24 protein-coding genes, 1 tRNA gene and 1 pseudogene are annotated in these 19,966 nt (G+C 59.2%); 14 read left to right on the top strand and 12 right to left on the bottom strand.

The genetic code is table 11. The features are described 5' to 3' along the window. Nucleotides 1–70: 70 nt before the first annotated feature. The 6 genes from modA to PMI20_RS13785 all read left to right on the top strand — a co-directional run bounded on the left by modA (nt 71) and on the right by PMI20_RS13785 (nt 5,834). Entirely contained in the window at nt 71–838 is a 768-nt protein-coding gene (gene modA / locus PMI20_RS13810) for a molybdate ABC transporter substrate-binding protein (RefSeq protein ID WP_007921726.1), read from the top strand. Then, a complete protein-coding gene (modB, locus tag PMI20_RS13805) occupies nt 839–1,519 on the top strand; it encodes a molybdate ABC transporter permease subunit (RefSeq protein ID WP_007921725.1) in 681 nt (226 codons plus the stop codon). It abuts the gene before it with no gap. A gap of 3 nt (nt 1,520–1,522) precedes the next feature. Continuing rightward, on the top strand, nt 1,523–2,611 hold the full coding sequence (gene modC, locus PMI20_RS13800; protein ID WP_007921715.1) for a molybdenum ABC transporter ATP-binding protein: 1,089 nt from the start codon (nt 1,523–1,525) through the stop codon (nt 2,609–2,611). Between the two features lie 87 nt (nt 2,612–2,698). Further along, nucleotides 2,699–3,727 (top strand): DNA topoisomerase IB, encoded by a 1,029-nt coding sequence (locus tag PMI20_RS13795; RefSeq protein WP_007921713.1) that lies wholly within the window; start codon nt 2,699–2,701, stop codon nt 3,725–3,727. A 186-nt stretch (nt 3,728–3,913) separates the two neighbouring features. Then, complete coding sequence (locus PMI20_RS13790) at nt 3,914–5,554, top strand: ABC-F family ATP-binding cassette domain-containing protein (RefSeq protein WP_007921711.1); 1,641 nt, start codon at nt 3,914–3,916, stop codon at nt 5,552–5,554. 70 nt (nt 5,555–5,624) lie between these two features. Next, the gene (locus PMI20_RS13785; RefSeq protein WP_007921709.1) at nt 5,625–5,834 is read left to right on the top strand and encodes a hypothetical protein; all 210 of its coding nucleotides are present in this window, start codon (nt 5,625–5,627) and stop codon (nt 5,832–5,834) included. Nucleotides 5,835–6,077: 243 nt separating this feature from the next. On the opposite strand, the gene PMI20_RS13780 is transcribed toward PMI20_RS13785, so the two are convergent. Continuing rightward, entirely contained in the window at nt 6,078–6,398 is a 321-nt protein-coding gene (locus PMI20_RS13780) for a YbjQ family protein (RefSeq protein WP_007921708.1), read from the bottom strand. A gap of 210 nt (nt 6,399–6,608) precedes the next feature. Here PMI20_RS13780 and PMI20_RS13775 point away from each other — a divergent pair, with 210 nt between their 5' ends. Beyond that, nucleotides 6,609–6,935, top strand: coding sequence for an isochorismate lyase (locus PMI20_RS13775; protein WP_007921706.1), 327 nt, complete (start codon nt 6,609–6,611; stop codon nt 6,933–6,935). A 63-nt stretch (nt 6,936–6,998) separates the two neighbouring features. Here the strand turns inward: PMI20_RS13775 and PMI20_RS13770 are convergent, their stop codons facing one another. Together PMI20_RS13770 and PMI20_RS13765 are read right to left on the bottom strand one after the other, a co-directional pair. Further along, complete coding sequence (locus tag PMI20_RS13770; protein WP_007921704.1) at nt 6,999–7,199, bottom strand: hypothetical protein; 201 nt, start codon at nt 7,197–7,199, stop codon at nt 6,999–7,001. A 114-nt stretch (nt 7,200–7,313) separates the two neighbouring features. Next, complete coding sequence (locus PMI20_RS13765; RefSeq protein WP_007921703.1) at nt 7,314–7,517, bottom strand: DUF6021 family protein; 204 nt, start codon at nt 7,515–7,517, stop codon at nt 7,314–7,316. 405 nt (nt 7,518–7,922) lie between these two features. On the opposite strand from PMI20_RS13765, the gene osmE reads away from it, so the two are divergent. Further along, the gene (gene osmE, locus PMI20_RS13760; protein WP_007921702.1) at nt 7,923–8,282 is read left to right on the top strand and encodes an osmotically-inducible lipoprotein OsmE; all 360 of its coding nucleotides are present in this window, start codon (nt 7,923–7,925) and stop codon (nt 8,280–8,282) included. Nucleotides 8,283–8,761: 479 nt separating this feature from the next. Here the strand turns inward: osmE and PMI20_RS13755 are convergent, their stop codons facing one another. Both PMI20_RS13755 and PMI20_RS13750 read right to left on the bottom strand, forming a co-directional pair. Next, entirely contained in the window at nt 8,762–9,274 is a 513-nt protein-coding gene (locus PMI20_RS13755; protein ID WP_007921701.1) for a fimbrial protein, read from the bottom strand. A gap of 415 nt (nt 9,275–9,689) precedes the next feature. Further along, on the bottom strand, nt 9,690–10,133 hold the full coding sequence (locus PMI20_RS13750) for an anti-virulence regulator CigR family protein (protein ID WP_007921700.1): 444 nt from the start codon (nt 10,131–10,133) through the stop codon (nt 9,690–9,692). A gap of 115 nt (nt 10,134–10,248) precedes the next feature. On the opposite strand from PMI20_RS13750, the gene PMI20_RS13745 reads away from it, so the two are divergent. Further along, nucleotides 10,249–10,710, top strand: a complete 462-nt coding sequence (locus PMI20_RS13745; RefSeq protein WP_007921699.1) for a hypothetical protein — start codon at nt 10,249–10,251, stop codon at nt 10,708–10,710. 487 nt (nt 10,711–11,197) lie between these two features. Here the strand turns inward: PMI20_RS13745 and PMI20_RS13740 are convergent, their stop codons facing one another. Beyond that, entirely contained in the window at nt 11,198–11,605 is a 408-nt protein-coding gene (locus PMI20_RS13740; protein WP_007921697.1) for a hypothetical protein, read from the bottom strand. A 338-nt stretch (nt 11,606–11,943) separates the two neighbouring features. Between PMI20_RS13740 and PMI20_RS13735 the strand changes: the two genes are divergently transcribed. Further along, a complete protein-coding gene (locus PMI20_RS13735) occupies nt 11,944–12,273 on the top strand; it encodes a hypothetical protein (protein ID WP_007921696.1) in 330 nt (109 codons plus the stop codon). Between the two features lie 170 nt (nt 12,274–12,443). Continuing rightward, nucleotides 12,444–12,872: an N-acetyltransferase gene (locus PMI20_RS13730; RefSeq protein ID WP_037033824.1), complete on the top strand. Its 429-nt coding sequence runs from the start codon at nt 12,444–12,446 to the stop codon at nt 12,870–12,872. 104 nt (nt 12,873–12,976) lie between these two features. Here the strand turns inward: PMI20_RS13730 and PMI20_RS13725 are convergent, their stop codons facing one another. Together PMI20_RS13725 and PMI20_RS13720 are read right to left on the bottom strand one after the other, a co-directional pair. After that, nucleotides 12,977–13,363 carry a YfeK family protein gene (locus PMI20_RS13725; RefSeq protein WP_007921694.1) on the bottom strand — a complete coding sequence of 129 codons (387 nt, stop codon included), beginning with the start codon at nt 13,361–13,363 and terminating at the stop codon, nt 12,977–12,979. A 69-nt stretch (nt 13,364–13,432) separates the two neighbouring features. Further along, the gene (locus PMI20_RS13720; RefSeq protein WP_177323776.1) at nt 13,433–13,630 is read right to left on the bottom strand and encodes a hypothetical protein; all 198 of its coding nucleotides are present in this window, start codon (nt 13,628–13,630) and stop codon (nt 13,433–13,435) included. A gap of 324 nt (nt 13,631–13,954) precedes the next feature. Between PMI20_RS13720 and PMI20_RS13715 the strand changes: the two genes are divergently transcribed. Continuing rightward, the gene (locus tag PMI20_RS13715) at nt 13,955–14,347 is read left to right on the top strand and encodes a hypothetical protein (protein WP_037033833.1); all 393 of its coding nucleotides are present in this window, start codon (nt 13,955–13,957) and stop codon (nt 14,345–14,347) included. Between the two features lie 51 nt (nt 14,348–14,398). Here the strand turns inward: PMI20_RS13715 and PMI20_RS13710 are convergent. The 4 genes and pseudogenes from PMI20_RS13710 to PMI20_RS13695 form a co-directional block, all read right to left on the bottom strand. Then, nucleotides 14,399–14,560 (bottom strand): annotated as a pseudogene (locus tag PMI20_RS13710) (DUF1993 family protein); the annotation flags it as partial. Between the two features lie 179 nt (nt 14,561–14,739). Then, on the bottom strand, nt 14,740–14,889 hold the full coding sequence (locus tag PMI20_RS13705) for a hypothetical protein (protein WP_007921689.1): 150 nt from the start codon (nt 14,887–14,889) through the stop codon (nt 14,740–14,742). 189 nt (nt 14,890–15,078) lie between these two features. After that, nucleotides 15,079–15,315: a YceK/YidQ family lipoprotein gene (locus tag PMI20_RS13700; RefSeq protein WP_007921679.1), complete on the bottom strand. Its 237-nt coding sequence runs from the start codon at nt 15,313–15,315 to the stop codon at nt 15,079–15,081. A 215-nt stretch (nt 15,316–15,530) separates the two neighbouring features. After that, nucleotides 15,531–15,617: transfer RNA gene (locus PMI20_RS13695), tRNA-Leu, on the bottom strand. A gap of 1,124 nt (nt 15,618–16,741) precedes the next feature. Here PMI20_RS13695 and PMI20_RS13690 point away from each other — a divergent pair. Together PMI20_RS13690 and PMI20_RS13685 are read left to right on the top strand one after the other, a co-directional pair. Beyond that, nucleotides 16,742–17,464, top strand: a complete 723-nt coding sequence (locus tag PMI20_RS13690; protein WP_007921676.1) for a fimbrial biogenesis chaperone — start codon at nt 16,742–16,744, stop codon at nt 17,462–17,464. 203 nt (nt 17,465–17,667) lie between these two features. Beyond that, nucleotides 17,668–18,600, top strand: a complete 933-nt coding sequence (locus PMI20_RS13685) for a fimbrial protein (protein WP_007921674.1) — start codon at nt 17,668–17,670, stop codon at nt 18,598–18,600. Nucleotides 18,601–19,966 lie beyond the last annotated feature (1,366 nt).

The following is a 19,966-nucleotide window of genomic DNA, read 5'->3' as shown; positions in this document are numbered from 1 at the left end:
ACCCACCCCCGGTGCCGTCCATTTCCAATACCGCCAACCGCTCAACGTCCCTTCGCCAATGGAGCTGTTCATGAACCGTCGTCTCTCAGGTTTTGCCCCGACCTGCCTTGCCGCCTTGCTCGCCGCCTGCGCTTTGGGCCCGGCCCAGGCCGCTGAAGTGCAGGTGGCGGTCGCCGCCAACTTCACCGCGCCAATCCAGGCCATCGCCGCCGACTTCGAGAAAGACACCGGGCACAAGCTGGTGGCCGCCTATGGCGCTACCGGGCAGTTCTATACCCAGATCAAGAACGGTGCGCCGTTCGAAGTGTTCCTCGCCGCCGACGACAGCACCCCGGAAAAACTCGACAGCGAAGGCGCCACCGTCAAAGGCTCGCGCTTCACCTACGCCATCGGCACCCTGGCGCTGTGGTCGGCCAAGGCTGGCTACGTCGACAGCCAGGGCCAGGTGCTCAAGGCCAACCAGTACCAGCACCTGTCCATCGCCAACCCGAAAGCCGCGCCTTACGGCCTGGCCGCCACCCAGGTATTGGCCAGGCTGGGCCTGAGCGAGCAGGTCAAGGGCAAGCTCGTCGAAGGCCAGAACATCACCCAGGCCTATCAGTTCGTCTCCACCGGCAACGCCGAACTGGGCTTTGTCGCCTTGTCGCAGATCTACAAAGACGGCAAAGTCAGCAGCGGCTCGGCCTGGATAGTCCCGGCCGAGATGCACGACCCGATCAAACAAGACGCGGTGATCCTCGACAAAGGCAAGGACAACCCGGCGGCCAAGGCCCTGGTTGACTACCTCAAGGGACCGAAAGCCGCTGCCATCATCCAGTCCTACGGTTACCAACGCTAAATGCCGCTATCGAGTGCCGACTTTTCCGCCATCTGGCTGACCCTGCAACTGGCGTCGCTGACAACCCTGATCCTGCTGATCGTCGGTACGCCGATTGCGTTATGGCTGTCGCGCACGCGCTCGTGGCTGCGGGGGCCGATCGGCGCCATCGTCGCCCTGCCCCTGGTCCTGCCGCCGACGGTGATCGGCTTTTACCTGCTGCTCGCCCTCGGCCCCAACGGCTCCATCGGCCAGCTCACCCAGGCCCTCGGCCTGGGCACCCTGACCTTCAGTTTCAGCGGCCTGGTGATCGGCTCGGTGATCTATTCCATGCCCTTTGTCGTGCAGCCGCTGCAGAACGCCTTTACCGCGATCGGCAGCCGTCCGCTGGAAGTGGCGGCGACCTTGCGCGCCAATCCCTGGGACACCTTCTTCAGCGTGATCCTGCCGCTGGCCAGGCCCGGCTTCATCACCGCGGCCATTCTCGGGTTCGCCCACACCGTCGGCGAGTTCGGCGTGGTGCTGATGATCGGCGGCAATATTCCCGAGAAGACCCGGGTGGTCTCGGTGCAGATCTACGACCACGTCGAAGCCCTGGAATACGCCCAGGCCCACTGGCTGGCCGGTGCCATGCTGGTGTTCTCGTTCCTGGTGTTGCTGGCGCTGTACGCCAGCCGCAAACCCCGCGCTGGCTGGAGTTGAGTCGTGAGTGCATCGATCCATGTGCGCCTCAAGCGCACCTATAAAGATTTCAGCCTCGACCTCGACCTGCAGCTGCCAGGCCGTGGCGTCACCGCGCTGTACGGGCACTCCGGCTCCGGCAAGACCACCTGCCTGCGTTGCATCGCCGGCCTGGAACAGGCCGAACAGGGCCTGGTGCGGATCAACGACGAAGTCTGGCAGGACAGCCAGCGCCAACTGTTCGTGGCGCCGCACAAGCGCTCCCTGGGTTATGTGTTCCAGGAAGCCAGCCTGTTCGCCCACCTGTCAGTGCAGGCCAACCTGGAGTTCGGCCTCAAACGCATCCCACGCGCGCAGCGTCGTGTGGACATGGCCCAGGCCAGCGAGTTGCTGGGCATCGGCCACCTGCTGCGGCGCCACCCGCACAACCTGTCCGGCGGCGAACGCCAGCGTGTCGGCATTGCCCGCGCGCTGCTCACCAGCCCGCGGCTGCTGCTGATGGACGAACCCTTGGCGGCCCTCGACAGCAAACGCAAAGGCGAGATCCTGCCGTACCTCGAACGCCTGCATGACGAGCTGGAAATCCCGGTGCTGTACGTCAGTCACTCGCAGGATGAAGTGGCGCGCCTGGCCGACCATATCGTCCTGCTGGAGAACGGCCGCGCCCTGGCCAGCGGGCCGATCGGCGAAACCCTGGCCCGTCTCGACCTACCCCTGGCCCTGGGCGACGACGCCGGGGTAGTGATCGAAGGCCAGGTCAGCCACTACGACGCCGGTTACCAGTTGCTCGCCCTGCAACTGCCCGGCAGCCAGCTGCGGGTGCGGGTCGCCCATGCGCCGATGGCCATCGGCAAGCACTTGCGCTTCAAGGTCCAGGCGCGGGACGTCAGCCTCAGCCTGCAAGCGGGCGAGCACAGCAGCATCCTCAACCGCCTGCCGGTGACGGTCAGCGGCGAAATCCCCGCCGACAACACCGCGCATGTCCTGGTGCGCCTGGATGTCGCCGGCAACCCGCTGCTGGCACGGATCACCCGCTATTCCCGCGACCAGCTGGAGCTGCACCCGGGCCAGCAACTCTGGGCCCAGATCAAGGCGGTGGCCGTGCTCGCCTGAGTCCCCGGCAAATGGGTTGGCACCCCTGTGCCGCGCCGCGGTCAATCGCCAGACAGGCCTGATCGATTGATTGCCAAGGATTCCGCCATGCCCGACAGCCCACTGCACCAAGACCTGCCAACGGACCTGCATTACGTCGACGACACGCAGCCGGGGATCAGCCGCAAGAAAGTGCGCGGCACGTTCGTCTATTTCGACCCGCAAGGCCAGCGTATCCGGGCGCCCGACGAGATCCAGCGGATCAACGCCCTGGCCGTGCCGCCGGCCTATACCCAGGTGTGGATCTGCGCCGACCCGCGCGGTCACCTGCAAGCCACCGGCCGCGACGCTCGCGGGCGCAAGCAGTACCGTTACCACCCGCGCTGGCGGGAAGTGCGCGACGCCGACAAGTACTCGCGCCTGCTGGAATTCGGCAGCGCCCTGCCGCGCCTGCGCCAGCGACTGGAAGCCCTGCTGGCCACGCCCGGCTTCAGCCGCGACAAGGTCATGGCCACGGTCATCAGCCTGCTCGACGCCACGCTGATTCGTGTCGGCAACAGCCAGTACGCCCGCGACAACCGCTCCTACGGCCTGACCACCCTGCGCAACCGGCACGTGGCAATCAAAGGCAGCTCGATCCTCTTCCAGTTCCGCGGCAAGAGCGGCATCGAACACCAGATCAGCGTCAAGGACCCGCGCCTGGCGCGGATCCTCAAGCGCTGCCTGGAGCTGCCCGGACAGAACCTGTTCCAGTACCTCGACGAGAACGGCGAGCGCCACAGCGTCAGCTCCTCCAACGTCAACGCCTACCTGCAGGAGCTGACCGGTGCCGATTTCACGGCCAAGGACTACCGCACCTGGGCCGGCAGCACCCTGGCCCTGGCGGTGCTGCGCGAGCTGCGCTGGGAACCCGAAGCCGATGCGAAAAAGCACATCGTCGAGATGGTCAAGGACGTCGCCCGGCAACTGGGCAATACCCCCGCCGTGTGCCGCAAGTGCTACATCCATCCAGCGCTGCTCGAGGGCTTCGTGCAGGGGCATCTGGCCGCCCTGCCGAGGCCGCGCAAACGCAAAGGGCTGCGGGCCGAGGAAGTCGGCCTGAGGATGTTTCTCGAGCGCCTGACGCAGCAGGCCTGAGGCTTTTCGCAATAGCCGCCCGGGTACCGCCGGGTTGTCATCCGGGACGCTGGCGCGTTAGGCTAGCCGCCCTTCCCCGTCACCGGACGATTGCCGACGTGAACAACTAAGCCTTCCAGAAATGTATTCGCGACAAGCCGCCTTGCAGCGCTTGTTGGCCTTTTTCGACATTTTCCGGAGGTGCTGATGACTCACGTCACACGGCTGCCTGCGCTGGTTTCCCTGAACCAGCTGACCTTCCAGTTCGCCCATGGCGAAACCCTGTTCGATTCGCTCGACCTGACATTCGATGCCTTGCCCACCGGCATAGTCGGGCGCAATGGCACCGGCAAGAGCGTGCTCGCGCGCCTGATCGCCGGCGAACTTTCACCGTCCTCGGGCAGCGTCACGCGCTTCGCCCGCGTGGCCTATGTGGCCCAGGAGCATCTGGCGCAGGAGGGCCAGAGCGTCGCCCAGGTCGCCGGTATCGCTGAGGCCCTGGCCGCCCTCGGGCGCCTCGCCGCGGGCCAGGCCTCGATGGCCGACCTGGCGCAGGCAGATGAGCGCTGGGACCTTGGCGAACGCCTGCGCCGCCTGCTGGACGAGGCCGGTCTCGGCACGGTGGGCCCCGACGATCCGGCCGCCAGTCTCAGCGGTGGGCAACGCGCGCGTATCGCGGTGATCGGCGCCCTGCTCAGCGATGCCCAACTGCTGATACTCGACGAACCGAGCAACCACCTCGACGAGCCCGGTCGCCAGTGGCTGCTGACGCAGCTTCAACAGTGGCGCGGCGGACTGCTGCTGATCAGCCATGACCGCCAGTTGTTGGCGCAGATGCAGCGCATCGTCGAACTCACGCCCCAGGGCGCGCGAATCTACGGCGGCAACTACGCGGCGTTCCGCGCCCAACGCGAAGCCGAGCACGGCGCAGCGCGGGCTGCCCTGGAACACGCCCGAACCGAACGCAGTCGCGAACAAAAGCGCCTGCAGCGCGAGCACGACACTATCCAGCGCCACGCCGCCGGCGCCCGACGTTATGCCGACACTGCCAACATAGCCAGCTTTGAACGGATGAAGATAAAGGGCGCCGCCCGGGACATCATGGGCCATGTACGCAACCGCCAGCAGGGCCACAAGGACAGTCTCGATCAGCAGGTCCGCGACGCCTACGCGCGGCTGGTACCGCGGACGCCAACCCTGGTGACGCTGCCCGGCACCGCGGTGCCCCAGGGACAACAGGTGTTCTGCCTGACCCGAGCACAACTGCCCTGGCTGCCGCCCGAGGCCGCTGCCAGCTACCTCGACCTGACCGTCACCGGGCCCGTGCGCATCGCAGTCAGCGGGCCCAACGGCTGCGGAAAGTCCACGCTGCTGAAGATGCTCGCCGGCGAGATCCAGCCCTTGAGCGGCCAATGCGAAGTGCGGGTGGCCAGCGCCTGCCTTGACCAGCGCCTGTCGCTGCTCGATCCCGAGCGTTCGATCCTCGACCACCTGGGAGCCCTCGACCGGCCACTGCAGGAAGGCCTGCTGCGCAGCCGCCTGGCCTTGCTGCAACTCGACGCCCAGCGCGTGACCCAGCCCTGTGGCCGGCTCAGCGGCGGCGAACGGCTCAAAGCCGCGCTGGCGATTGCCCTGTGGCGCGACACACCGGCCAAGCTGCTGCTTCTGGACGAGCCGACCAACCACCTGGACCTGGAATCGGTGGAAGCCTTCGAAAGCGCCCTGCGCGATTTCCCCGGCGCGATGCTGGTGGTGTCCCACGACCGCGAGTTCCTCGCCGCCATGGCGCCCAGCCACCGGCTGCAATGGACGCCAGCCGGCTGGAGACTGGACGAGGAAAACCAATGAACAGGCTTTTGCACGAATTTCAAAGTTGCTTCTATAGTTGCTCTGAGCAGCTATCAACCAGGGAAGCGCCATGGAAGACATTTTTGTCGTAAAGCGCTGCAACAAGATCATCATCCAGGGTCGACGCGCCGGGGAAGCCGCCCACGGCGCGCCGATCGCCGCCCACTGGTACCGCATCGCCGACACCCGCACCGATGGTTTCATCGGCGATGGCTACGACCTGCAAGAGGACGCCGTGCGCGAGTGCCGCCGGCTCAATGCCGCCAGCCGCCGCGCCTGAAACCATGGACAACCGGGAGCTGCGGCCACTCGCCGGCAATGATGAAATTTCTTTCACTGTGAACCCGCCAAGGCTTCGCTAAAGTGGCTCACGCTTATTGAAGACTCCCGACTGGCCCACCGCTCCCCCGGTGGGTCTTTTTTATGGGCGATCGCCAAGGGCCGGGCAGCGGCTTGGCGGAGCATGCCAGGCATAAAAAAGCCCCGCACACGGGCGGGGCTGCGCGATGCGGGTAGCCGTCGCTTACTTGAGCCTGACAGCGGTGCCGGTGACAAACACCACCACCATGCCGCCACGGCCGCTGGGCATGCTGATCTCATAGTCCAGGCCGAGCACCGCATCCGCGCGCAGATCGCGGGCGCGCTCCTTGATCTCGTCGGTCGCCTGCACCCGGGCTTCTTTCAGCGCCCGCTCCAGGGTCTGGGAACGCCCACCGAAAAAATCGCGCATCCCGGCGAAGACATCCCGCACGACGTTGATCCCCTGCACGGACTCGGCGCTTACGATATCCAGGTACTCGGCGATCTCTCGCCCCGCGATCGCGTGGGTGGTAGTGATAATCACGGCATTCTCCTTTGACCGGCGCGACCCTGCCCTGAACCCGGGCGGGGTCGCAAAAAAACGCGATGGTAACAGACCCTCCGCGGGTGGCCATGGAGAGCATGCCGGACGCGGTTGCCGCAGCGGCCTGCAAGGCGATGCCAAGGGCGAGCCTGTCCGTGATTAAATCCGCCAGCGGATAACCGCCGATCCTTTCCCACCTGGAGTATTCACATGGATGTCATTCAGTCGCGAGCCCCCGAACAATGCGCAGGCATGGAGGATATCCGCCGCGAGATCGATCGCCTCGACCAGGCTGTCATCAAGCTGCTGGGCGAACGTTTCCGGTACGTCTTGGCCGCGTCGAAATTCAAGACCTCGGAAACTGCCGTACGCGCCCCCGAGCGCTTTCGCGCCATGCTCCTGCAACGCCGGGAATGGGCCCAGGCCGAGGGTCTGAGCGCCGACGCCATCGAAAAGCTCTACAGCGACCTGGTGCAACACTTCATCGCAGAGGAGCTCAAGGGCTGGAAATCCGCCCAGGCCCAGTCGCCGGCCTGAGGGCAAAAGAAAACCCGACAGCCAGGGAACAAGCCAGGCTGCCGGGCAGGGTCGTGGATGGGGTTATCGGGTATTGGCCCCTCGCGCAGCCTTCTTGGCCTTCGCCTTGTAGGCCGGCAAGGCTGCCGCGTAGGCCAGGGCCTCCTCCCGGGTGCCAAAGGAGCCAAGACGGTCGCCCTTGGTGCAGACCCGCCAGGGGCCGCTGTTGACGCTGACCACGTCATAGCCGTTCATGTGCATCTTGTTCAGCATTGGAACGCTCATAATCGCCTCCCTTTCGGTAGAGATCGGCCGAGGTTGTCGCGAACACCTTACACCCGGTCCGCGCGGGTGGGGGTTCCATCCATCGCCACCGGGCGGGAACGCGCTGCCGGTCTTTCACTTGGGCTTCAGGTTTCCCAGAGGGTCATACGCCCGGGACTTGGGTTCTTTCTCCGGCCTGTTGTCCCTGGGCGCTTTCGCCGGACCTATGGGGTCCACCTGCGGATCGGCCAGATCCGGAGAGTCAGGGTCGAAGCCCAGTTCGTCCTTGCCGGAAGCGTGCTCGGATGAACGCGGGCCCGTTGGCCTGTTCGTACTCATGGATACCTCCCGACCACGATGGAATGTCTTTCAATGAGAGGGCCATTCTCATGCAGGGTGCAAAACAGCTGACGAATGGTAATCGATCAAACAGCGTTTTCTGCCGTGCTTATGGCGTTTTGACAGGTCTGCCAGAGCCGAATCATGAACTGCGTTATCAGCCCATACCCAGGCCTGCGTTTCGTCGCCCTGTCGTTGCTAGGGCCATAGCGCAAGCGCACACTGGCTGCAGCTGACGGATCAGCTCCCCCTCTGCAAAAAGCCCGCCCATGCGGGCTTTTTGTCTATCTGCCCTCCCCGCGTCCCGTCTTTCGCGAATACGACCCGCAGCCCTCGTCGCTCGGCTTTACTTCAACTGATGCACCCAGGTGTCTCTTCATGACACCTACCATCGGGAGCCCTGCCATGAACAAAACACTTATCGTCATGACCGCTCTGCTGTCAGCCGTCGCCGGCTGCACCAGCGACGCTCATGTCTACCGCAATCAGCCGCTGGTGGCGAAGGTCGAGACCGGCATGACCCAGGAACAAGTCCGGCAGATCGGCGGCGAACCTGTGTCCGTCACCCCTCGTACCGTGGAACTCGGCACCTGCTTCGACTATGTGTTGACCCAGGCCGGTCATAAACAGCCGTTCAATGTCAGCTTCGACGGCAACGGCAAAGTCGATCACAAAAGCTTCCTCACCTGCGCCGAATGGAGCCACGCCCAGCAGAAAGCCAGGGCTCCAGGCAGCGACACGGGAGACATGGGTGGCGGCTATTAAGCAGCGCTGGCCAGAATTGGCGGCGATTGCAGGTGGGCATGGCCAGATGAAATTTCTTTCACTGTGAGCCGAGCGCCAGGCGGGTAGATTCCACCCTGCTCATTCAACTATTGGCCCGCTCCCCGCGGGCTTTTTTTTGCCTTGCAGGAGGCCCTTGAGGAAGGAGCCAAAGTGGCATCGAGTGGCGGGAAGGCCCGCCGAAGGCAAATTCCAGGCAAAAAAAAGCCCAAGTAGCTGATGGACACTTGGGGCTAAAAATGCATAAACCGTGGTAGGTGAACGCGGGGCTATCTTAACGTCCCGAAGAACATGTAACAATATATTTTGAGGTTATTTTTACCCTAAATATTTTCTAAGCCCTTAAATAACCACATGTTTTTTCTGGCAATGGCCGATTCGTCACCTTGTTGGCGCCAGCAAAAAAGCGCCACCGCCCTTCTTTTCGCATGACTACGCCTGCGTGAACCGCTTGCCCGCCATCAGGCATACAGGATCACGCACTCCGAAAACGAGGAAAACTCACCGGCTTCCACTGGCCCGTTGGCGCTGACCAACCTTGCCGCGAAGGACAGCCTGAAACCCGGTGCCACCGGGTATTCGGCACGCCCTTCATGGCCCAGAAGCACGACTTTTCCCTCGCTGTCCAGCAGTTGAACGCCCACATTGCGTGCGGAGCCGGCCTCTTCATAGTCATTCATCAAGATCACACCATCACTGGTGATGCCATCAAAGTAGACCTGGACCTTGCTCGCCCCCTTGAGCCTGTCTTCGTTCAGCTCGACGCTGAAAAACTGCGGAAGGCTGCCACCCGCCTGAAGCACATCAAGGCTCGATGTACCCAGTTCGACCACCCGCTCCATGCCGCTGGAGCGCCGACGTGAAGCGCCGGGAACACCACTCGCCCCCAGGCCATTATCAGGATCGATCGTCCATGTGGGAGCGGTAACCCTGGCGCGAAAATCAAAGAACTTACCAACATTTTGAGTGGGCATTATTTATTCCTTTAATTGAATGCAAACATGCGATCGGTTCAGTCCGGAGCAGCCACCCAGGCCACTCTTCCTGCCTGTCGCCATGCACTTTTTCAATGGACGAAACGCAGCCGGCTCGATAGTCGGTACCCGTCAAAAAAGCGCACACGGCGAACGCTGAAACCTTAGAACGGAGCCAAATCGGCGTCCCTAGGACACTTCCGAAACGCTCCACTCAATTATCAGATCGCGCTGGAATGTTGCTGAAGAGGAGGCTCGGCAAAATCTCCGCCAAGGCGGTTATCCGTACTTGAGCCAACGAAAACAGGGGGCACTGGAATCGAACCAGCATCAGGATGTTGGGGGAGTGCCGGACGCCGCATGTCAGGCAAAAAGCCCGGTCTTGCACCGGGCTTGCTGGTGGACCGGCCCGGAATCAGTCCAGGGCGTCGTGCAGGACTTCGTAGATGATGCCTGTCGCGATGGCGACCAGGATCAAATCAGTGCCGGCCTGTTGCCACTCATAGCCGTCATAGTGCGGTAGGCGGCCTAGCATCCGGCCATCGAGTTTTTTCGCGATGCCCGGCGGCAGTGGCTTGCCTCGGGCCAGGTTTTTCTGGATGCCCGGCGGCAGGGCCGGCCCGGGTGACCAGTAGTCACGACTGTCGCCAATGATCACGCGAACACCGCCGACATCGACTTGAGGGCCGTCATACCTCCCGCCCTGCTTGTAGTCCTGGGATTTGTTGCCTTTATTGCCATGTCCGCCCTGATTGCCATGGGGGTTGCCCTTGCCGTTCCCTGGGTCCGCATACAAGGCAGTCGAGCCGAATAAAAACGCGGCGCTTGCTAAAACAGCTACAACCGAACGAGTCGTCATCTCTGCAGTCCTCTGCATGAATCCAGCCGTGGTGCCATTCGTCATGACACCCGAACTATAGACAGCCGATTGCGTCTTAGTTCATGCAAACCTCTCCCTATCTATGGAAGCAATCATGCTTTTAAAGAAAAAAAATCTCGTGACTGCCGTGACCTGTGTACTGATGCTGGCAGCGGCTCCTCTGCTCCCCATGACGTCCGCTTATGCCAAGGACGGTGGTGGCCATGGTGGGGGAAATGGTGGTGGCAACGGCGGGGGGCATGGCGGTGGTAACAGTGGTGGTCATGGTGGCCAGGCAGGTGGTCACTCGGGAGGGGTCAGCAGCAAGGGTCATAACGGCGGCCTGAAAAGCGACCCAGCCGGCAAATCGGTTCGCAATCTTGGAGAAAATGGCAACCATTACGGCAGCATTCGTAATGACAGCAACGGCCATGGCTCGACCACTTCCGGCGTGGCTCATTCCAAAGATACCCGCGGACTGTCAAAAGCCACTGCGATCTCGGACACCACGCCCGGGGACCACAACTCGAAAGGCCTGGGCAACGCCAGCGTCTCCTCGAGCAAGAATGATCGATAGACCCAGCCTCATGCTCTCCAGCTGAATCGGTTTCAATACCCTCGGTTGGTCAGCATCGCCCCGCATGAAAAGCCCGGCCCAGCGCCGGGCTTTTTCGTACCTGTCTCTGCCCGGCGGCGCCCTCTTCTGCCCTCATGGCTCGGGCACAGATGAAACTATCTTTAAGTAACCTTCATGAAGCGAAGCGTCTGAGTGCCTACCCTTGCGGGACCGACAAAGTGAACTACAGGAGTAACCCACGATGTTTTCCCATGAAGGTCTCGGTCTGATGTCCATCTTCATTGTCCTGCTGCTGTGCGTGCTGGCAATGTTCATTCATCCTGTGCACGCACTCTGGAACTGGGTTCAAAGGCGTAGACGCAGGTTGTCGGTAGAAAACGCGGGGCGTGAAGGCAAGCCCTATTCTTCGCGCTGAACAGGCACCCATCCAATGAGGCCCGGCCATGTCCGGGCTTCTGCTTTCTTGCTTCTACAGAACCGCTCTGACTCAGAGTCGCGCCCTTGGTTGGCGCCGGTCGATCGCAACCGCGATCGCCGCCAGCAGGATCGCCAGGGTGTAGGCAAAGAGCCCCAGGTTGATGCCCAGGATCAACTTCTCCGAGCCATCGGTGAGCACCATCGACCCACCGTAAGACTGCCGAAGCCCGTAAGCCAGCAAGAAGCCACCCGTGACGAACACCGTCAGCAGGCTGGACAGGCGAAGGTTGCTCTTCAACCACACCAGCCACAGGCTGAATGCACCGATCGTCGTATTGGTGAACAGCTGCCAGACCTCATGCAACCGTGCATGCGGCTCCCAGGCCGGGTTGAAAACATGAGTCTCATTGATCTCCAGCACCGGCACCACAACGGCGTAGAAGATAATCCCGATCGTCACAAACAGCTTTGCTATCACTGGGAACCTCCTTGTGAGCGCGGCAAAACGCCAGTGCTTCAGCGGCCTATAAGGACACGCAAACGAATAAAGATCACGTTCGATATGCGCCAAAAGTCAGGGGAAAATGACGGCCCGGGCACAGCCAATGGGTACCGCTCGTCCAGACCGTGGTGCCCTGTCCCGTTCCTCATCTACACCTTTAACCATGGACTTCCGGTCGTATTCATCCGACCTCTTCAGCGCCGCTCTTGGATATGGAGGATTGGGCAGCCGACATACGATTCGATGGCACACGAAGCGCCATGCGAAACCGCAGTACCTCAAGCTTCGGGCTTCATTTCTCAAGGAACGGAAAAATGATCACGAACTGCACGAACTGGCATGCCTGGCTGGACACCATGCCACCCAAACCGGACGAACTTCATGTCGTCGGAGACGTTGAAGTCGCCAACCCAGGGATCAAGGCCTTTCTGATGGTACGAGTCCCGCAGGGTATCAACCCGGCAATACTCCTGCTGGATCTGCACCTGTACCAAAGGCCAGGGCAATGGATTCAGACAATCACCTGCACGCAAGTCAGGTTCACCCGGGTGCTGCCGCCCAACGCCACGCTCTACACCGCAGTAGAAATCTTCCACAACGGCGAACGAATCGCGTACATCGACGAAATCCCACACATCTCCTGACTGATCCGTACTGCATCAGTGGAGCCTTGATATCCGACTGCGACCGCCTGATCCTCAATCAGTCGGTCGCCTCCCCCGCCGCACTCCTGCATCTTTTAATATGTCGGCTCTTGAACTGGCCAGCGCCTGCTTCTAGCCTGCAGCCCGTTATCAGGAAAAGCGCAAGAGAAATGATCAGAAAATTTGAACAGCAAGATATGGATGCCGTGCTGGACATCTGGCTGCAGGCCTCGCTGAAAGCCCACAATTTTATCGACGCCTCATTCTGGCAGTCGCAAGTCGACAACATGCGCAACCTGTACCTCCCGGCGTCAGAGACCTATGTCATCGAGCGACAATCCAAAGTGCGGGGTTTCTATTCGCTGCACGACGACCAGTTGGCCGCCCTCTTTGTTGCACCTGCATTCCAGGCCAAGGGGATTGGCAAGCAACTGCTCGCCCATGCCAGGGCACAGCGTCCCGTATTGAGCCTGGCGGTGTACAAGGACAATACGGCCAGCTGCGGCTTTTACCTGGCACAAGGCTTTGTCGTGACCCACGAGCAGACGGATGAACAAACGGGGCAGCAGGAATACCTTATGAGCAGCACCCCGCTCTGATCCATGTAGCCCGTCACGGTATATCCAGCCCTGGCTTTTTATTGCCCTCCAAAAAACCAAAAAGCCCAGCGTACGAGCTGGGCTTTGCCTGGCCAAAAACTGAATCAATGAGGCTGACGCTGCCTCTGCAACTCTGCCTTTAACCAGCTGCTTGCCGGCTGCGAGCCCGTAGCGCAGTGCACCTCATAAGCCTTGCCACTCATGCTGCTTTTAGTGGCCGCGAGATCGATAAAGTCCTCCGCGCTGCTCACCATGTTCTTGCCTTCGAGGTAATTCAGTTTTTTCTCCAGGTGCTGCCGTGCCTGGGGGGCTGGATACTCGGTGCCATTACGCACGAACTGGCACTGGCTGTGCTCGACAAAGTCCAGCAAGCCCTTTATCTCCTGGGCTGCCTGAGGCGTCGTTTGCGCCTGCGCGTTACTCGCCATTGCCAAGCCCCCCAAACCAGCCGCCATCAGCCATCGAGCCCACTCACCGGTAAAAATTCGCATCCTTCGTCCTTGTCTTGAAACTGAGCAATATTGTCGGATCTGGCCGAGTATCACCCGGCATCAGGTCGGTCAAACTTCGATAGGGAAAGTCGGCTGAACTTCCTGCTTCATATCCGCGTTTTCTGTCGCGGCCTCAAGTTTGGCCAGGAAGTCTGGATTCAATTTGGCTTCAAGCAGATTGACCTGCTCTACCGCCCTCTTTTGCTCAACCATCTTGGCAAGTTCTGCATAAGAAAGTCTGGGTGCCGCGTTTTGAATAGTTATCACTGAAGCGCTTCCTTGGTTCATCCGGCCAGCCCACCAGAGGCTTGGTGGCAAGTGTATCCCCTGTTCCGCGCCCGTCCCAACTCATCCGGCCAGCACTTGAGCATATCGGCACTCGATATCTTCTTTTTATCGATACCTGGCGCATCCGGATCTGGAAAGCCACGCCGCTCAAGCTGCCACGCATGACTGTCCATGCCCAGATCTGCCAGTGTTTTCGCCCTGCCATAGACCAATGGTGCCGCCAGTCGTCGTCGCAGCGTTGACGCTCTATTCCTTAAGGCGCGCAATGGCCCCCTAAAAATGATCGCCTTGGGGCCTTTCCAGATGGCAAAGATCATAGTGCTGGCCGGTGACTTCCCCCAGGGTGATGCGGAGTATCTGCGCGGAACCATCACGCTCAAGACCCCCAATAAACCTCTAGTAGGGAAAAGCTTTCTTGTCTCCGAATTCAAGGAACTCATCGTCGAAAATACCGATTCGAACAAGAACATAAAGAGTGCCATAGGCCTTGGAGTGGTGGGTGCCATGTTTCTTGGGCCGGTAGGAGCCGTCGCCGGCTATCTTCTGGCGGGCCACAATACCGAAGTGACATTTCTGGCCACCTTGAAGGATGGCCAGACACTGCTTGCCGCAACCGATAACGAGACCTACCAAGACATCTCAGCGCGCTTCAACAGAAAAAACCCTCCTGACAAACGCGATAAAACCGAGCCTTGACGCCCGGTTCAGCACTTTTCTTTTAGTCCGCCTGGGAAATCAGGCAGTCGCTTACTGCCGCAAGTAGGCGAACATGTGCTGCACATAGTCGGCTTTACCGAGCGGCACGCCGTTATGTCGCAGGATGTTGTAGGCCGTGACGAGGTGAAAGTAGAACTGTGGTGTCACCCAGTTCACCACGTACTCATTACCAGTCATGCAGACTGCTGCGTTTTGCCAGCTAGCAGAGGCGTCCCCTGCGCAACCGGCAAATATTGACCAATGGCCGGATGGAGGATTGAGAACCGCGCGATGAATGGGCAGGAATGGAAAAACAACAAGGCTGACCGGATTGAGCGGCCATTCACAGTCAGCCTTGTCGTTGGGACAGCTTCAACCCGGGAAACGGCGGATTACCATTGGCCCGAGAAGATGCAGGTCAGTGCTTCGATACCGCTGAACTTCCACAGCGAGTCGTTACAGTCTCTGGCGAATGCGTGGGCGTTCGAGGCGGTGAGGGCCAAAACCACTGCGGAGGCGTAGACGATTTTCTTGAATGACATGGTGAATCTCCTTTTTCGTATCGGCACTTTCTTGTGAGAGCCACCCCGACGAGGATGGTCGTCCGCACTATATGCCCGGCCTCGGCAGCAGACGATTAGGGCTGGTGTGCTAATGGCGAATACGCATCACCCAAGACCATCGACAAATCGCGCAGGGCTGCCGCTTTGCAGACGAAATCCCAAAACAGATTAGTCATTGCAGCTGTACTGATACTCGAATGGAAAAAACACCGTATCGACCACCAAAGAAAACGGTGCATCGATCAGTAAAAAGGGAATCAGCTTTCCATGGGAGGTGCCTACCAACCACCAGTCCAGGCGCACGCCCTTGTAGGGGCAAGGGTGGTCGTAGTCCATGCGCATCGCCACCGCGGCGCAGCCGCTCAGGCAATTGACCAACACCAACAGAATCACTTTCCGAAACACCTAATGTCCTTATTACATCCATCTGCAGAGCTGCGTAGACGTCTCTGCAATACGCCAGTGACTTTTGCCCAATGGCAATGACAGAGAAATACATCCGCCAGCAGAAAGGCAAGAAAGCCTCTCCAACCGCGTAAATCGCAGACCGGATTTGAATTTGCGGGCCGGAAACGAACAAGGGTTTGCATCAGCTTTCGCCAGCAAACCCTTGAAATAGATGGTGCCCGAAGCCGGAATCGAACCGGCACGCCCTTACGAGCGGGGGATTTTAAGTCCCATGCGTCTACCAGTTTCGCCATTCGGGCGGTAGCGCGGTGTTGCAGTCTGAAAGGCTTGAGCCGTTTCAGCGCCTTGCGGCAAGGGGGTGAAATATATACATCCCCTCCCTTTGAAGCAAGTTCGTTGGCGTCAAATTCAAGACTGAATATCGAGCCTGCCCATAAACAAAAAGCTCCGTAAATCATAGATCTACAGAGCTGTTTCTATCGGTGGAGGCTACGGCCGGAATCGAACCGGCGCAGAAGGAAGCTGCATGCCACTGATAAAACCAGAGATGCCAGCAGGCTATCACACCAAAAAAATCATAACCATATGATTTTAAAAGAATTATCAATTAAGAGACAGGCAAAGGCAGATTTTGCCCAACCGGCGCAGGGATCCTGGGATGGCTGAACTCATGGGCCAGCGGAGCCGAAGACACAGGCCATAGGCCAAACCGCGAAGGAGCGATCAGCGAAGCCTAAGGGCAGAGAAAGAGCTGCATCACTCTTCCGGATTTTTTCAGCGAGGGAAAAGGCACCGCAACATCACCCGGCACAATGCCGGATCTGAATTGGCGCCCACCCTGACCAGCTGTTGGCCGTTCAGCAATCCATCGTAAACACACCTGGCCGGGCAAGCGCGACCACTCTATCCAGAGCGGCCGCGCATGTCTCGAAGACAATTCTGAAGAAACCTGAACGGCGTGAGGAAACCTGGACGTAGCCGGCAGAAGCACGCGTGCGAGCACCTCGGTTGAGCGGTGATCGGACAGGCTAGCGTATCGACGCAAGCGTTCGAGGCGGGGCTGGCTTGCTGCTTATCCAACTCGGCGAACAGGGCACAGAACTCCCTTACCCGCCAAGCCAATATCTTGAACGGGCTGCGATAGCGAGCCGGTGGATGGGACGCCATCAATATAGCGAGTAGGTCGCGCTATACCTGCCAAAAGTCGCGGAATACTCCCGATTGTGCACTTCTATCCCAGGACCCCAGGGGTCACCAGCGTTTTAAGAATCGACTGATACCTGGGAAAGTCCAGTGCCACTAGTATCCCCCAGGCATTTATAAAGGCATGCGACGAAAGCCCCACAATCAGTCGTACTGACTTATGAACACGCCATAAGGAAGAAGCGCACCGATGTCTCTTTCAGCACTTTCGAGAAATTCCATGAAAAAGTTCCTTGCCATGAGTGTGGCGTTTGCCGGACTTCTGTCGTTGTTTGCCCTGCCCTCCCATGCCGGTATCTCATTGAATGGAACTCGAGTGGTATTGGCCGGACCGAAGAAAGAAACTTCCATGCTGGTGCTGAACGATGAATCGACACCCATCATGATCCAATCCTGGATCGAGCCCTTCAGCACAAGCTCCGATCAGGACGTCCCCTTTGCCCTCACCCCTCCCCTGAAACGCCTGAGCGGGAACGCCCGACAGCAGTTGCGTGTCCTGTATCAAGGCATGGGGCTACCCGCGGACAGGGAGTCGGTGTTCTGGTTGAGCGTGCAGGAAATCCCCCAGAAGTCGAAGGATGAAAACACCCTGCAGATTGCCGTGCGCCAGCGCATCAAGTTGTTTTACCGGCCCGCCGACTTGCCAGGCGACGTTGACCAGGCCCCCTCCAGGCTGCAATGGCGCAGGGTGTCCAAGGAGGGCAAACCGGGCCTGGAAATCAGGAATGACTCAGCGTTTCACATCTCTTTCGGCACGGTGAACGTCATGAGCGGTTCGAACAGTTATTCGGTTCCCGCGACAATGGTGCCCCCCTATTCAAGCCAATCATTCGCGATCGAGGGGGCATCTTCCCTGGCGCCAGGCGGAGCAACAAAGATCGAGTTCGAAAGCATCAACGACGATGGCGTAGCGGTACAGCACTCAGGCGACCTATCCAGTTGAGCCAGGTTAAAGGTCAGAACTCTTTGTTTGTCGCTGAACCCAGCGTCTTGTTATCGGCTGAATATCACTTCTTAGTGAAATACACACTTCGCCAACAATCTTCGCCCAAACAAAGAAAATCATTTCCGAACGCATGGAACCAGGGTGTGCAAGAGCAATTCACCCACGAACCCTATTCAAGGCCGATCAGAGAGAAACAGGCAATGAAGACCACAGCAGAAAGAATTTTCAGCGCAATATTTATCGTGCCGCAACTGTGCGTAATAGCATTCACAGCCCTCGCCGTGTCACCGGCCGCGAAGGCAGCAGATGTAACAGCATTCGGGCTGGATCTCTCGATCCCGAAAAACACGGCCAGCGGCACCATACTGGCTCGACATTACATCACTCCGCAGCAGACATGCGGCCAATCGAAGTGCACAGTCACAAAAGTTAACGCCTACCCAAGTGGCGGCGCAACAGGCTCAACCTCACCAATAATGACCACAAACGTCTCAGGCATATCGACTCGTTTGTTGATCAATGGAACAGCCTACGGAAGTTCATATCCAGAGGTCGCGTTCACCCAGCCAATCGAAGTACAGTTGCTCAGCGATGGTCGCCAAAATCTAGGCGGCTCCCTGGCAGGCGCCCATGCTTCACCGTACTACTATTCCCTCAACACTCAAGAAGCTGGCACCAGACTTGCTATCTATCTGAGAGGCACTATCACCCCGATCGACGGCACCTGCTCGGTGCCGAACCAAACGGTAAAGCTACCCAAGACCTTGCTGAACCGCCTGGACCGCATCGGCTCGACAGCCGGCACCCAGAGCTTCCAGATACAGATCAACAACTGCCCCAAGGGCTATAACCGGATTGGCTATACCCTTGACCCGGTTGGCGGCGTGATTGCGAACTCGCCTGGGGTATTGCCGCTTACTGGCGGTTCAAGCGCGAGCGGCATAAAGATCCGGGTTGAAAACGCCCAGGGCGCTCCGGCAACCCTGGGGACCTCGGTAGCGGTCGATGGATACAACAAAACGGCAGGTGGCTCGTTTGCCATTCCGATGCAGGCGTCCTACATCAGGACTGATGTGACGGCTACACCCGGAACGGTAAACGGGGCAATGACCGTGTTTCTGGATTATCGGTAACCCTTCCCGCTCGTTATCCTGTTTGCCTCCTTCGAACCAACGGCAGGAGGCTTCGCCAGTCGAGCCCATCGCCTCCACACAGCGGACGATGCCCCCCCCCGAAAGAGCCGGCCGGAACAAAATGGCGCCCAGCCCACCCATCTCGCAGCCAAAGTCCTGCGCACGAACGAAGGCTCCCATGAAGGCTGGTTCGCCGATCAGAGACACCCGATCCAGCGGCTCCGTCGCGTCTACCGCCTGGTCCCAACGATGGAACGCCTACTTTCCTCCAGCCAATAAAAAAGCCCGTAGATCATTGATCTACGGGCTTTTCAGTTTGGAGGCCGAGGTCGGAATCGAACCGGCGTAGGCGGATTTTCAATCCAGATAAAATATCAATATTTTCAATAACTTAATCAAGAATCCGTTCCGCAAGTACCGTTTTCTAGAAAGGCTGGAGCCCATGCCCTACAAGGGCCCTAATCTTGATTGCGGAACTGGTTTGTAAACTCTTCTAGAGGTTCAGCCCCCAATCAGAGTCGCTGCTCTGCAAGTTTCTAGCTCAACCCCGGCCCGGGAGGCGGCCAGCTCAATCGATCCGATGATGGATTGGACTTATCTACTTCCATAGATGCCGATCTACTTACACTGCGCCTCTTCTACTACGTCAGATGTAGCAATTTCGTAGCAAGCGTGCATTTGTAAATTCTAATGGCACCTTGTGCCTTTATAGCAAAACTGGACCGCGCCCACGTTGACTGACCAGATACCACCGCGGTGGCACCTAGCCCTACTTTTGCCCTAGGTTTCGCGCAGTGGGCCTGAATCGCTTGCTTCCCTCTTGGGCTGAACAGTACAACAAACAATTGTTGGAAACGGCTACGGATACCCTCGATAATCGGTACCAGACCTTGGGCCGTCGTGATTCGGGTCGACCCGCAGGGTAGGTACATCGATCTTGTGCTGCCCATGTAAACCTTTCAAATCAGGGACGAACGAATGAGAATCAATCCCACCAGCAAGAATTTATTGACTACCCTGTGCCGCAACGAGATAGACTTACCATAATGGTAAAGACAATAATCGTAAGCCAGTACAGTGGTAGTGGAGCGCCAGGGCCCGGCGCTCCTAGGTCTATTGCATCTGGCCCTCTTTACCCTGCAAGCACGGTGCTCAATCTGCTTTTGACGGCTGAGATACGGACGGTGACCAAAAAATGCTCCGAAGACGTACAGAACCTGTTTCCACACGACGACGACGGCCTTAAGAACCTTCTCGTCAGCGCTGTTAGCACAGGACGCTATATAGCCTCTGAATGGTGCTCATTAGGCAATGGGAACTCATGGGCTGCATGCGACTCTTACAATGTCAACAGGAGCGAATGGAA

The organism is Pseudomonas sp. GM17 (assembly GCF_000282175.2).
GTDB classification, from domain to species: domain Bacteria; phylum Pseudomonadota; class Gammaproteobacteria; order Pseudomonadales; family Pseudomonadaceae; genus Aquipseudomonas; species Aquipseudomonas chlororaphis.
The sequence above is the reverse complement of the archived record's forward strand: the minus strand, read 5'-3'. Positions and strand labels throughout refer to the sequence as shown.

Coding starts and splice junctions, on each gene's coding strand:
- modA (WP_007921726.1), top strand. CDS start 71: ATGAACCGTCGTCTCTCAGGTTTTGCCCCGACCTGCCTTGCCGCCTTG.
- modB (WP_007921725.1), top strand. CDS start 839: ATGCCGCTATCGAGTGCCGACTTTTCCGCCATCTGGCTGACCCTGCAA.
- PMI20_RS13795 (WP_007921713.1), top strand. CDS start 2,699: ATGCCCGACAGCCCACTGCACCAAGACCTGCCAACGGACCTGCATTAC.
- PMI20_RS13790 (WP_007921711.1), top strand. CDS start 3,914: ATGACTCACGTCACACGGCTGCCTGCGCTGGTTTCCCTGAACCAGCTG.
- PMI20_RS13785 (WP_007921709.1), top strand. CDS start 5,625: ATGGAAGACATTTTTGTCGTAAAGCGCTGCAACAAGATCATCATCCAG.
- PMI20_RS13775 (WP_007921706.1), top strand. CDS start 6,609: ATGGATGTCATTCAGTCGCGAGCCCCCGAACAATGCGCAGGCATGGAG.
- PMI20_RS13770 (WP_007921704.1), bottom strand. CDS start 7,199: ATGAGCGTTCCAATGCTGAACAAGATGCACATGAACGGCTATGACGTG.
- PMI20_RS13765 (WP_007921703.1), bottom strand. CDS start 7,517: ATGAGTACGAACAGGCCAACGGGCCCGCGTTCATCCGAGCACGCTTCC.
- osmE (WP_007921702.1), top strand. CDS start 7,923: ATGAACAAAACACTTATCGTCATGACCGCTCTGCTGTCAGCCGTCGCC.
- PMI20_RS13755 (WP_007921701.1), bottom strand. CDS start 9,274: ATGCCCACTCAAAATGTTGGTAAGTTCTTTGATTTTCGCGCCAGGGTT.
- PMI20_RS13750 (WP_007921700.1), bottom strand. CDS start 10,133: ATGACGACTCGTTCGGTTGTAGCTGTTTTAGCAAGCGCCGCGTTTTTA.
- PMI20_RS13745 (WP_007921699.1), top strand. CDS start 10,249: ATGCTTTTAAAGAAAAAAAATCTCGTGACTGCCGTGACCTGTGTACTG.
- PMI20_RS13735 (WP_007921696.1), top strand. CDS start 11,944: ATGATCACGAACTGCACGAACTGGCATGCCTGGCTGGACACCATGCCA.
- PMI20_RS13730 (WP_037033824.1), top strand. CDS start 12,444: ATGATCAGAAAATTTGAACAGCAAGATATGGATGCCGTGCTGGACATC.
- PMI20_RS13725 (WP_007921694.1), bottom strand. CDS start 13,363: ATGCGAATTTTTACCGGTGAGTGGGCTCGATGGCTGATGGCGGCTGGT.
- PMI20_RS13715 (WP_037033833.1), top strand. CDS start 13,955: ATGGCAAAGATCATAGTGCTGGCCGGTGACTTCCCCCAGGGTGATGCG.
- PMI20_RS13705 (WP_007921689.1), bottom strand. CDS start 14,889: ATGTCATTCAAGAAAATCGTCTACGCCTCCGCAGTGGTTTTGGCCCTC.
- PMI20_RS13690 (WP_007921676.1), top strand. CDS start 16,742: ATGAAAAAGTTCCTTGCCATGAGTGTGGCGTTTGCCGGACTTCTGTCG.
- PMI20_RS13685 (WP_007921674.1), top strand. CDS start 17,668: ATGAAGACCACAGCAGAAAGAATTTTCAGCGCAATATTTATCGTGCCG.